Below are 12661 nucleotides of genomic sequence, written 5' to 3'. Positions count from 1 at the left end.
TAGAGCATTAATGAAAAAATGGTTGTTTAACGAAGTAATACACATAAAACAATAGTGTTAAATCAGCACCCTTTTTTAGGCTGATTCATTTAGCTTACTTATCTTTAAACCTTAAGATTTTAAACTCAAATGAATTACAAATTAACCTTATTGGTATTTTTACTGACATATAGTGTCTTTGCCCAAGAATACCACCCGAAAAACGATGGTGTAAAAACACCTAAATCTTCAAGTGTTGCCTTTACAAATGCAACTATTTATGTTAACCCTTCAACAATATTAAAACAAGCTTCTTTACTCATAAAAGATGATAAAGTAGTAGCTGTAGGTAAAAACATATCTATTCCAAAAAATACTCAAACAATAAACTTAGAAGGAAAGTTTATATACCCTTCTTTTATTGATGTTTATAGCAATTTTGGAATGAAAGCTATAGAAAAGAAACACAACCAAAACAGGCCACAATACGATTCAAATAGAAAAGGTTATTATTGGAATGATCATATTAGACCTGAAACCAATGCACTAGACTATTTTAATTACGATAACAAAAAAGCCACAGAATTGTTAAAAGCAGGGTTTGGTATTGTAAACACTCATCAATTAGATGGAATCGCTAGTGGTACAGGTTTATTAGTGGCATTAAACAAAAATGGTAATATTTCTAATCAAGTTTTAGATAACCAATCTGCTCAATACTTTTCTTTTAAAAAAAGTAAACTATCAAATCAAAAATACCCAACTTCTTTAATGGGAAGTATTGCATTATTAAGGCAAGTTGCTTATGATGCCGATTATTACCAACAAGGCCATATAAAAACAACTGACTTAAGTTTAGAAGCATATAATAATCATAAAAACTTACCTGCAATTTTTAATGCCGGAAGTTGGCTTAATGATTTACGAGTAAACAACTTAAGTAAAGACACAAAAATAAAATATACTATTCTTGGTGGAGGTGATGAGTACCAGCATATTGATAAAATAAAAGCTACTAATACTACTTATATTTTACCTGTCAATTTCCCAAAAGCTTATGATGTTTCAGATCCATTTCAAGCATCAAAAGTAAGCCTTGAAGATATGAAACATTGGAACCTAGCTCCTAGTAACCCTAAATTATTTGCTAAAAACAATATTCCTTTTGCTTTAACTACTCATAAACTAAAATCGGCTACAGATTTTAATAAAATGCTTCAGAAAGCTATTACTAACGGTTTGACTGAAACTGAGGCTTTAACTGCTTTAACTACAACTCCAGCGGCTATTCTTAAAAACAATAAGATCGGTAATTTACAAAAAGGATCATATGCTAACTTCATGATTAGCTCTGGTAATATTTTTGACAGTGAAAATATCCTTTACGAACACTGGGTTATGGGAAAACCAAATGTATTTGAAAACAAATCTAAAATAGATATTAGAGGTAATTATAAATTAACACTAAAAGGAAAAGAATACAACATCTCTATAAAAGGCAAAATAGCAAGACCTACCCTCGAAGTAACACAAGACACAATTAAATTAACAAGTAAACTTAGCTATAAAAATAATTGGTTAAATATTCACTTTAAAGATCATGAAAAGACCACCTATAATAGATTGGTTGCAAAAATAACTAACCCTAAATCTACTATTAATGGTAAAATAACTCTTTCTAATGGTACTGACGAACAATTTATTGCTAATTATTTTCCGTTAGAAAAAAACAAAAAAGATAATAGCGAAAAACAAAAATCAACTCCAGAATTGGTTGCCATAAGTTATCCTAATATGCCATATGGTTTTAAACAAAAACCTAAAAAAGAAGATATTCTATTTAAAAATGTTACCGTTTGGACGAATGAATCTGAAGGTGTTCTAAAAAATACAGATGTTCTTATTAAAGATGGAAAAATTGTAAAGATAGGAACCAACTTAAAAAACAACGGAGCCAAAATTATAGACGGAACAGGCAAACACTTAACAGCTGGTATTGTAGATGAACATTCTCATATAGCAACCTCAGCGGTAAATGAAAGTGGTCATAACTCAACTGCAGAAGTATCTATAGGAGACGTTGTTAATTCTAATGACATCAATATCTATAGAAATTTGGCTGGTGGTGTTACTACAATTCAAATTTTACATGGTTCTGCCAACCCAATAGGAGGACAATCTGCATTAATAAAGTTAAAATGGGGAGCAACTCCAGATGAAATGTTAATTCCTAATGCTCCCAAATTTATCAAGTTTGCTTTAGGAGAAAATGTAAAGCAAAGTAACTGGGGAGATTATGAACGAGTACGTTTTCCTCAAACAAGAATGGGAGTTGAACAAGTTTATATAGATTATTTTACAAGAGCTAAAGAATATGAAGCCAAGAAAAAGAGCGGACAACCTTACAGAAAAGATGTAGAATTAGAAACATTACTTGAAATTATTAACAAAGAACGTTTTATTTCATGCCACTCTTACCAACAAGCAGAAATTACAATGTTAATGAGAGTTGCAGAACAGTTTAACTTTAATATCAACACCTTTACACATATACTTGAAGGATATAAAGTTGCCGATAAAATGAAAAAACATGGAGTTGGTGGATCTACATTCTCAGATTGGTGGGCATATAAATACGAGGTAAACGACGCTATTCCTCATAATGGTGCCATTATGCATAATGCTGGAATTACAGTTGCTTTTAATTCTGATGATGCAGAGATGAGTAGACGCTTAAACCAAGAAGCAGCCAAAGCAGTTAAATATGGTAATGTACCAGAAGAAGAAGCTTGGAAATTTGTTACGTTAAATCCAGCAAAACTATTACACTTAGATAAAAATATCGGTAGTATAAAGGTAGGAAAAGATGCAGATATCGTTTTATGGAATAATCACCCAATGTCTGTTTATGCAAAAGCAGAAAAAACCATGATTGAAGGAGTTGTTTATTTCGACTTACAAAAAGACTTAGAGCTTCGTAAAACTATTAAAGAAGAGCGAAATAAATTAATTAACATGATGATTAATGATAAAAATAATGGAGGTAAGACTCAATCTCCAAAAAAGAAAGAGAAAAAACATATTCATTGTGATTTTGAAGGAGACCTTCATTAATTATTTAATCGTTTAGAAAAAATGAAAAACTTATTATACATATTCGTACTTGTTTGCTGTATTAGTTTTGCCCAGCAAACACCAGGCCTGAAACAAAGTGAAGCTATCACTATTATTGGAGCAACAGCACACATAGGAAATGGAAAAGTAATTGATAACTCTTTGCTTATTTTAGAAAACGGAAAGTTATCACTTGTAGCAGATGCTACACTTACTAAAGTTCCTTATAAAGGAAAAGTTATTGACGCAACAGGAAAGCATATCTATCCTGGTTTTATTGCTCCAAACGCCACCTTAGGTTTAGTAGAAGTAGATGCCGTTAGAGCTTCTAATGATCATAGAGAAATAGGTGTTTACAATCCACACATAAGAAGTATTATTGCTTATAATACAGAATCAAGAGTTACAGAAACATTAAGACCGAATGGTGTTTTACAAGCTCAAATTGTTCCTAGAGGAGGTAGAATATCTGGAACTTCTTCAATTGTTCAGCTAGATGCATGGAATTATGAAGATGCACTTATTAAAGAAAATGATGGTATCCATATTAATTGGCCAAGAACGTTTAATCGCTCAGGTTGGTGGGCAGAACCAGGTCCTACAACTCCAAATAAAAAGTACCAAGAACAAATTAATAATTTAGAGAACTTCTTTACAAAAGCTGCTCACTATGATTCTAAAAACGGAGTTGACTTAAAACTAGAGAGCATGCTAGGAACTCTAGACGGATCTAAGAAGATCTTTATCCATTTAGAAGATGAAAAACAAATTATAGATGCTATTCATTTTGGACTTAAACATAAATTGAATATCGTTTTAGTTGGTGCTTATGATGCTCATAAAACAACTAACTTACTTAAAAAACATAACATTCCTGTATTATTGCAAAGAGTTCATAGTACCCCAAGTAATGATGATGATGATTACGATTTACCATATAAATTAGCCAGTAAGCTTGTAGATGCTGGAATTTTAGTTGGCTTGGAAACTAGTGGAGATATGGAGCGTATGAATTCTAGAAACCTCCCATTTTATGCAGGAACCTGTGTTGGTTATGGTTTAGATAAAGAAATTGCTATATCATTAATTAGCTTAAATACCGCAAAGATATTAGGAATTGATTCTTTTACAGGTAGCTTAGAAACCGGTAAAGACGCTACGCTTTTTATATCAGAAGGAGATGCTTTAGACATGAGAACTAACAAATTAACTCATGCCTTTATACAAGGAAGAAAGATTAGTTTAGAATCGCATCAAACAGAATTATACCAAAGGTATCGCAATAAAAAATAAGTAATAAAAAGGGAACCTAAGTTTAGGTTCCCTTTTTTATTACTTTTTCCCTACTAATGCGTCTATAGGTTTTTCAAACAACTTATTATCTGGCTTTTCTTTAGATATCGAAACTAAATTAAACTTTTGTTTACTAGTTGGCTCTTTGGGTAAATTATTTTCTGAACTATACCACTGTAAAGTTGCCGGTAATAATAAGTTATTAACCTTATTCCAGTCACTATAATTTATATAATGAATTTCGTTACTAGGGCCTTCGCCTCCATATGTAACAGTATAACCTAACCACTTCATTAAATAGGTTTCAGAATCATAATACACAAAATAATTATCATCAGGAGAATCACCAATATTAGAATCATACGAAATTTTATATCCTGGATATTTTACACCTTCAAATTCTAAATCTGCTGTCTTCTCATATTTAATCCCTTTATCTCCCAAAATAAAAGGCATTGCATAAAAATAAAAATATAAGTTATGATAAAACCTTGCTTTATTTATAGGAAATTGACCTTCTTTATTCATCCATACTTCATTACCATCAAAACCTATTGTGTAGTTAGAAGCATTAATAACAGATTTTCTAGATTTTAAGTCTATTATATGAGTCTCATTATTGTTTTTTTTAGGTAATGTATAAGATAATTGCCTCATGCTATTCCACTTTTTAAAACCACCATGGGCTTCAAACATTCTTGACACTTCCATTGGAAACCGAGTTTCTTCTACTTTTCTTTCTTCCTGTTCTACAGGAGTTTGAATTCCCTTTACTTCCTCTCCATTTTTGCAAGAGAATAAAGTTAATACGGTCAATAAACTTAAAAAGCTATGTTTCATTTTTTAGTATATTTTTTGTAGTTGTCTAATATTAATTTATAAACTTACAATCTAGTAAGTTATATTTGCAGTATGCAAGAAATTAGCAGTACTCAAAATTCTCTAGTTAAAAAAATTGTTCAATTACAAGACAAATCAAGAATTCGAAAAAAAGAAGGTTTGTTTGTAGTGGAAGGGCAACGCGAAATTAACTTGGCCTTGCAAAGCAACTTTGTTATCGATACTATTCTTTTTGATAATAGTTTAATTTCTGAAGAAACCATAAATAACTTAACAAATAAACAAGCTACTTTAATTCGTGTTTCAAAAGAGGTTTACCAAAAAATCGCTTATCGAAGTTCTACAGAAGGTGTTATTGCTTTGGTAAAAACTAAAAATAGTTCGTTAGACCAACTTAGATTTGCCACCAACTCTCCTCTAATTTTGGTTGCAGAAGCACCAGAAAAGCCTGGCAATATAGGAGCTTTATTACGTACTGCAGATGCTGCTAACGCTGACGCTTTTTTAATTGCCAACCCAAAAACCGACTTGTACAACCCTAACATAATACGCTCTAGTGTGGGTTGTGTCTTTACCAATCAAGTTGCTGTAGGGTCTACAAAAGATATTATTAGTTTTTTACAACAATACAATATTAATATTTACGCAGCTACTCTTCAGAACTCAAATCATTATCATTTAGAAGATTATACCGATGCTACTGCCATCGTTGTAGGAACAGAGGCTACTGGTTTGTCTGAAGAATGGCGTAATGCTGCTAAACAAAATATTATCATACCAATGCAGGGGGCTATAGATTCTATGAATGTTTCTGTAGCTGCTGGAATTTTAATTTTCGAAGCCAAACGCCAACGCAATTTTAAATAGCATATTGTTAATAACTATACGGCAAAGATTCAAAGGCAAATCGCTATCTTTGCATTCTTAATTTTTTAGAGATGATATACCGTTTTAGAGTCATTTTAGATGCAGATGAAGATGTTTTTAGAGACATTGAAATAGAAGCTAGTGCAACCGCAGAAGATTTTCACAATACAATAACGCAAGCTTTTGGCTTTGAAGGTGGTGAAATGGCTTCGTTTTATATTAGCGATGAAGAATGGAACCAAGGAGAAGAAATTGCTTTGTTTGACATGAGCGAAGGAATGAATCCGGTTCGAGTAATGTGTGAAACCTCTTTAGATGACATTACCAATGAAGATAGCACTAAACTAATTTATGTATATGACTTCTTTAACATGTGGACTTTCTTAGTTGAATTAGCTGAAATAGCTGAACCAATAGAAGGTGCCACTTACCCTAATCTTATGTTTGCTCATGGTATTTTACCTGAAAGTCCCCCAGAAAAAGAATTTAAAAGCGACGAAGAAGATAGTTTAAATTTTGAAGATGATTTTGAAGATTTAGATATAGACTCTTTTGATGATTTTAATAACAGCTGGAACTAATACATTATGATTAATTTATATCAAACACACATAGAAAGCCTATCTATACACCGTGTAGGTAATAAAAGTAAAACTGAAGGTGCTTTTATATCTAAAGAACCTTACCAGTTAAACGATGAGTTAATGCCTTTACTAAAGGAATTTTTCTTTAAACCATTTAGAGAGAAAGAAGAAAATTATTTTCAATTTGCCAACGAAGTAGATGTGGAATATAATGAGTTATATAAAATAGTTACAGAAGTTTTTAATGATCCTAGTACAATTCATGAAGCTTCTAAAAAGATTACTACTCATTTATACAATCAATCTCAACACCCACATATTAAAAACGGAGAGGTATACATTACTTACTTAAACGGTTTAGTAATAGATAACCAAAAAGTAGATGGTATTGGTATTTTTAAAAGTGAATTAAAGCATGACTTTTTACAGTTCGAAGAAAAATCTGAAAATTTAGAAGCTATACTACAACAAGGTGTGAACTTAAATAAATTAGATAAAGGATGTTTAATATTTAATATAGAAAAGGAAACTGGTTATAAAATATTATCATCAGATTCTAATAAATATGACACCAAATATTGGTTAGAGCATTTTTTAAGTGTAGACGCTTTAGCTGATGACAACTTCTTTACTAAAAAGTATTTACAACTTTGTCAGAACTTTGCCAAAGATGTTGTTTTTCCTGCCGAAGACAAAAAAGAAGAAGTTATGTTTATGAATCGTTCTATGAACTATTTTGCTAAGAATGATGAATTTGAAGAAACTAACTTTTTAAATGATGTAATTGAGAATCCTGACCTAATTCCAGAATTTAAACATTATAAGCAAGAAAAAGCTCCTAAATTTCATATAGAAGATGTTACTGAGTTCCCTATATCAAATACTGCAGTAACCGCATCTCGAAAGAAAATTAAAAACACTATTGATTTAGATACTAACATTCAAATTAAAATGGATTTCATTAACCCAGAATCTGCAGAGAAGTTTGTTGAAAAAGGTTGGGATGAAGAAAAACAAATGTATTATTACTTAGTCTATTTCAATAAAGAGCAAAAGAGCTAACTGTTCTTGACTATAGTTTACAAAAACAAAAAACATCCTAAAATAACTTAGGATGTTTTTTTATATACAACAATTAACTACTCTCTTTAGTAAGCTTGGGGCTTAAGCTAATGTCCTCACAGCTGATTGTGTAATTATTTATTCAAATATATGCGAAAAAATATAGTTTGCAAATATTTTTTTAACTTTTTCATAACATTTACATAAAACACTTACAAAAATCTAAAATTAGTTGTAACATTTATTAAGAAGAATCGTCTAGTAAGCAAATCAATCAAATAAATGAATTCAACAATTCTTACTATTAATAACCTCAACAAGAATTACGGAAGTGTTCATGCGGTTAACAATCTATCCTTTTCAATAGAAAAAGGAAATATTTATGGTATTTTAGGACCTAATGGTAGTGGAAAATCTACTACACTCGGTATAGTACTAAACGTTGTCAACAAAACATCGGGAGATTTCCAATGGTTTAACGGTAGTTTATCTACCCATGAGGCCTTAAAAAAAGTAGGGGCTATTATAGAGCGACCTAACTTTTATCCTTATATGTCCGCTTATAACAATTTAAAGTTAGTATGTAAAATTAAAGGCATTGGCTATGATAAAATTACAGAAAAACTGGAGCTTGTTGGTTTACTAGAACGAAAAGACAGTAAATTTAGAACCTTTTCTTTAGGTATGAAACAGCGACTTGCCATTGCCTCTGCCCTATTAAATGACCCTGAAATATTAATTCTAGACGAACCAACCAACGGTTTAGACCCACAAGGGATCCATCAAATAAGAGAATTAATTATACAAATAGCCTCTCAAGGAACCACTATTTTACTAGCCTCTCACCTTTTAGATGAAGTAGAAAAAGTTTGTACCCATGCGGTTATTTTGCGTCATGGAAGAAAACTATATGAAGGAAGAGTAGACCAATTAATAGCATCTCATGGTTATTTTGAGTTAAATGCTTCTAATAAAAATGAATTACTCGCTTCTTTAAAATCTCATACTGCTTTTTCTACTATAGAAGAAAAAGACGGCATTATAACTGCTTTTTTAAACGAAGATTTATCTGCAGAAGAACTTAATAAATCATTTTTAAATAAGGGTATAGTTCTTTCTCATCTTGTAAAAAGAAAAGAAAGTCTTGAAAAACAATTTTTACAATTAACCAATAATATTAAATAAGTTATGCTTCGTTTATTACAGATAGAATTTCAAAAACTTTGGCAGAATAGATTAAGCAAAATACTAATCATTGGTTATTTTGTCTTGTTAACTTCTATAGCCTTAATTGCAGCTATAAAATTTGACATTGGTCCCATAAAATTTCACTTAGCAGAGCAAGGAATATTTAATTTTCCTTATATATGGCATTTCAACACATTTATTGCTTCATTCTTTAAACTATTTTTAGCCATTATTATAGTATCTATGGTAGCTAATGAATACAGTAATAAAACTATTAAACAAAACTTAATAGATGGTTTAAGTAAAAAAGAATTTATATCATCTAAGTTTATTACAGTACTATTATTCTCTGCTGTCTCGACTATATTTGTATTTGTTACCTCTTTAATTCTTGGGTTAATTTATTCTAACTATACAGAAGTAAGCATTATATTTTCTGAATTAGAATATGTTCTAGCTTATTTAACTAAGCATATTGGTTTTTTCTCATTTTGTTTATTTATAGGAATATTAATTAAACGTTCTGCCTTCGCATTGGGATTCTTAATTATTTGGAATGTAATAGAGTGGATTAGCTATGGTATTTTATTTTGGGTATTTGGCAGAAAGTCAAGTACTCCAGATGCTATAGCTCAGTTCTTTCCTTTTAGGTCTATGAGTAATTTAATTGATGAACCGTTTTCAAGACTATCTGCCGTTAAGGCTGTAGCCAATCAAGTAGGTGAACAATTTAACTTTGACTATACTGTACATTGGTACGAATTAAGTATCGTAGTTATATGGACAGTACTTTTTATCTGGTGGTCTTATGTCTTACTTAAAAAACGAGATTTATAAACACAAAAAAAGCCTTGAATGTTCTTCAAGGCTTTTTTTGTGTACAACTATTTTTATTCTCCTAATATTTGAGCCGTATGCTCTTTTGTTTTTACCTTTTTTATAATATCAGAAATCACTCCGTTTTCATCAATTATAAAAGTCATTCTATGAATACCATCAAACTCTCTACCCATAAACTTTTTAGGTCCCCAAACTCCATAAGCATTAATAACTTCTTTTTCTTCATCTGCTAACAAGTCATAAGTAAACTCATACTTATTTCTAAAATTAGTCTGTCTTTTTTCAGAATCTGCACTTACTCCTAACACCTCATAGCCTTGAGCTTGAAAACGAGCATAATTATCGTTTAAATTACATGCTTCTACTGTACAACCAGGTGTACTTGCCTTTGGATAAAAGAACAATACTAATTTCTTTCCTTTAAAATCTGATAAAGAAATGATTTTACCATCTTGATTTTTAACCGAAAAATTGGGTGCTTTATTTCCTATTTCTAATGTTGTCATCTGTTCTATTTTTTTAAAGCGGAAAGTTAACGAGTTATCCGCATTAAAAAAACTATTTGAGTAGCTGTTTTTAAGTTTGTATTTTTGATATTAATTTATACATACAAGTAAATAGTTTGAAAAAAGATACCGTTTTAAAAAAATTAAAAAAACATTTTGAAAATAAAACTTATGCCAGATTAACAAGGAAAAAAGGGACTTTTGAAGGTATCTCTACAGGTTTTATTCTAAATATGTCTCAAGATTTTATATTGTTACAAGAATCAGATGAATTTAGAATTTTAGGTTACATCATAATACCAATAAAAACGATTAAACATGTTAGGTATAACAAAAATGATAAGACTTATGAGAGAATATTAAAACTCGAAGGGTTATTATCTAATGTAAAAAATAAATATAATATAGAACTTACCAATTGGAATACAATTAGTAGAGATATTATGAAAACTGGGCTTACAATCATTTCAGAATGTGAACACCCTAGTCTAAACTATTTCTGTATTGGTCATTTAAAACAAATAAATAATAAATCAATAGAGATTAATTATTTTAATGCTCAAGGTATTTTTGATAAAGAATATACTAAGCATAAATTTAAGAATATTACTAAATTAAGTTTTGATGATCATTACGCAAATGTTTTTTCAAAGTATACCATTAAAAACTAATACGTCTTCTAGATAAAACCATTAAAATGACCAAACAAGAAAAAGTAACTTTTGTAATTAATACACTGCAAGAATTATATCCAGAAATTCCTATTCCGTTAGATCATAAAGATCCATATACTTTATTAATTGCCGTTTTAATGTCTGCCCAAAGTACAGATGTTAGAGTAAATCAAATTACTCCTCTTTTATTTGAAAAGGCCGATAACCCGTATGACATGATTAAACTCTCTGTAGAAGAAATTAGAGAAATTATAAAACCTGTTGGTTTATCACCTATGAAATCAAAAGGGATTCATGGTTTATCACATATTTTAATAGATAAACATAACGGAGAAGTTCCTAAAACTTATGAAGAATTAGAAGCATTACCGGCAGTAGGACATAAAACAGCCGCTGTAGTACTATCTCAAGCATTTGGTATTCCTGCTTTCCCTGTAGATACGCACATACACAGATTGATGTATCGTTGGAATTTAACAAATGGAAAAAATGTAGTACAAACAGAAAAAGATGCAAAAAGGTTATTTCCTAAAGAACTATGGAATGACCTACATCTTCAGATTATTTGGTATGGTAGAGAATATTCTCCTGCAAGAGGTTGGGATTTAGATAAAGATTTAATTACTAAAACTATTGGTAGAAAAACTATTTTAGACGAATATTATAAAAACAAAAAATAATAACTAATGTATAAAAAAAGCGTCTTTATTTCTAAAGACGCTCGCTAACAAAGTTTAATTTTGCAGCAATTCTATTTTCATCTTTTTAAGCTTAATCACTTTTAAAGCTTTAGAATAATTTAAAATAAAATCTACTGTTTCTTTTTTGGGTTGTAATTTGTTCATTTGTGTTGAACCTTCAGCGTAAAGTTTTGGCATATAATACTTTAGTTTAGTTAATATACTCATTAAACGCCATTAAATTCAACTTATTGTATTATTGAGTCAAAATTATATTTCTTTCGTTTACTAATCTTCTTAAATTTAATATTGCATAACGCATTCTTCCTAATGCTGTATTGATACTCACATTGGTATTCTCTGCTATTTCTTTAAAACTCATATCTTTATACAAACGCATTTCTATAACTTCTTTCTGATCTGAAGGTAGTTCTGTAACCAATAACTTTACATCATTGTAAATCTGATTTATTACTAATTGCTTTTCAGCATTATTGCCACTGTCTTTAATTAATGAAAATATATCGAACTCTGTATCTTTTGACTGAAATTTGGGCATTCTGTTGCTTTTTCTATAATGGTCGATAATTAAATTATGAGCTATACGCATTAACCAAGGCAAGAACTTTCCCTCTTCATTATACTTGCCCTTTTTTAGAGTATTAATTACTTTAATGAATGCATCTTGAAAAATATCTTCTGTTAAATCTCTATCTAATACCTTAGAAAAAATAAAGTTATAGACTCTGTCTTTATGGCGGGCAACTAATATTTCTAAAGCCTTTTCGTTTCCTGAAATATAATCTTTAACCAATACAGCATCTGGGGCGGTTCTACTCATAACATTACTTATTTAAGATTAAACAATTTGTAAGACTTTTAGTCTTTTTGACAAAAAAATTATTTATTAAAGTAATGGTATTCTATAAGCAGTTGTTTTAATGAATATGCTCAAATATATAAAAAAAAATGAATGTTCTACAAACTTTATAGACTTTTATTGCGTTTTAACAGATTTATTTACTCTTTAACGA

At 30.1% G+C, this 12661-nt stretch carries 13 protein-coding genes; 9 read left to right on the top strand and 4 right to left on the bottom strand.

Going from position 1 to position 12661, the window contains the following annotated elements; genetic code table 11:
- Window positions 1-129: 129 nt before the first annotated feature.
- Window positions 130-3093, top strand: a complete 2964-nt coding sequence (locus ACFQ1O_RS07815; RefSeq protein ID WP_377715100.1) for an amidohydrolase family protein — start codon at window positions 130-132, stop codon at window positions 3091-3093.
- A gap of 21 nt (window positions 3094-3114) precedes the next feature.
- Complete coding sequence (locus ACFQ1O_RS07810) at window positions 3115-4386, top strand: amidohydrolase (protein ID WP_377715098.1); 1272 nt, start codon at window positions 3115-3117, stop codon at window positions 4384-4386.
- Between the two features lie 39 nt (window positions 4387-4425).
- On the opposite strand, the gene ACFQ1O_RS07805 is transcribed toward ACFQ1O_RS07810, so the two are convergent.
- Window positions 4426-5226, bottom strand: coding sequence for a hypothetical protein (locus tag ACFQ1O_RS07805; protein WP_377715095.1), 801 nt, complete (start codon window positions 5224-5226; stop codon window positions 4426-4428).
- 72 nt (window positions 5227-5298) lie between these two features.
- On the opposite strand from ACFQ1O_RS07805, the gene ACFQ1O_RS07800 reads away from it, so the two are divergent.
- The 5 genes from ACFQ1O_RS07800 to ACFQ1O_RS07780 all read left to right on the top strand — a co-directional run bounded on the left by ACFQ1O_RS07800 (window position 5299) and on the right by ACFQ1O_RS07780 (window position 9764).
- Complete coding sequence (locus ACFQ1O_RS07800; protein ID WP_377715093.1) at window positions 5299-6093, top strand: TrmH family RNA methyltransferase; 795 nt, start codon at window positions 5299-5301, stop codon at window positions 6091-6093.
- 71 nt (window positions 6094-6164) lie between these two features.
- The gene (locus tag ACFQ1O_RS07795; RefSeq protein ID WP_377715091.1) at window positions 6165-6674 is read left to right on the top strand and encodes an IS1096 element passenger TnpR family protein; all 510 of its coding nucleotides are present in this window, start codon (window positions 6165-6167) and stop codon (window positions 6672-6674) included.
- A gap of 6 nt (window positions 6675-6680) precedes the next feature.
- Window positions 6681-7739 carry a nucleoid-associated protein gene (locus tag ACFQ1O_RS07790; protein ID WP_377715089.1) on the top strand — a complete coding sequence of 353 codons (1059 nt, stop codon included), beginning with the start codon at window positions 6681-6683 and terminating at the stop codon, window positions 7737-7739.
- A gap of 282 nt (window positions 7740-8021) precedes the next feature.
- Window positions 8022-8924 (top strand): ABC transporter ATP-binding protein, encoded by a 903-nt coding sequence (locus ACFQ1O_RS07785; protein ID WP_377715087.1) that lies wholly within the window; start codon window positions 8022-8024, stop codon window positions 8922-8924.
- Window positions 8925-8927: 3 nt separating this feature from the next.
- The gene (locus tag ACFQ1O_RS07780) at window positions 8928-9764 is read left to right on the top strand and encodes an ABC transporter permease (RefSeq protein ID WP_377715085.1); all 837 of its coding nucleotides are present in this window, start codon (window positions 8928-8930) and stop codon (window positions 9762-9764) included.
- A gap of 53 nt (window positions 9765-9817) precedes the next feature.
- On the opposite strand, the gene bcp is transcribed toward ACFQ1O_RS07780, so the two are convergent.
- On the bottom strand, window positions 9818-10273 hold the full coding sequence (gene bcp, locus ACFQ1O_RS07775; protein ID WP_377715083.1) for a thioredoxin-dependent thiol peroxidase: 456 nt from the start codon (window positions 10271-10273) through the stop codon (window positions 9818-9820).
- 116 nt (window positions 10274-10389) lie between these two features.
- Between bcp and ACFQ1O_RS07770 the strand changes: the two genes are divergently transcribed.
- Entirely contained in the window at window positions 10390-10944 is a 555-nt protein-coding gene (locus tag ACFQ1O_RS07770) for a hypothetical protein (RefSeq protein ID WP_377715081.1), read from the top strand.
- A 26-nt stretch (window positions 10945-10970) separates the two neighbouring features.
- Window positions 10971-11627, top strand: a complete 657-nt coding sequence (locus ACFQ1O_RS07765; RefSeq protein ID WP_377715079.1) for an endonuclease III domain-containing protein — start codon at window positions 10971-10973, stop codon at window positions 11625-11627.
- Window positions 11628-11681: 54 nt separating this feature from the next.
- Here the strand turns inward: ACFQ1O_RS07765 and ACFQ1O_RS07760 are convergent, their stop codons facing one another.
- Both ACFQ1O_RS07760 and ACFQ1O_RS07755 read right to left on the bottom strand, forming a co-directional pair.
- The gene (locus ACFQ1O_RS07760) at window positions 11682-11825 is read right to left on the bottom strand and encodes a hypothetical protein (protein WP_377715077.1); all 144 of its coding nucleotides are present in this window, start codon (window positions 11823-11825) and stop codon (window positions 11682-11684) included.
- Between the two features lie 58 nt (window positions 11826-11883).
- Window positions 11884-12468 (bottom strand): sigma-70 family RNA polymerase sigma factor, encoded by a 585-nt coding sequence (locus ACFQ1O_RS07755; protein WP_377715075.1) that lies wholly within the window; start codon window positions 12466-12468, stop codon window positions 11884-11886.
- Window positions 12469-12661: the final 193 nt, after the last annotated feature.

The sequence above is a fragment of the Pseudofulvibacter geojedonensis genome (genome assembly GCF_042675745.1).
Classification (GTDB): Bacteria; Bacteroidota; Bacteroidia; order Flavobacteriales; family Flavobacteriaceae; genus Pseudofulvibacter; species Pseudofulvibacter geojedonensis.
The sequence above is the reverse complement of the archived record's forward strand: the minus strand, read 5'-3'. Positions and strand labels throughout refer to the sequence as shown.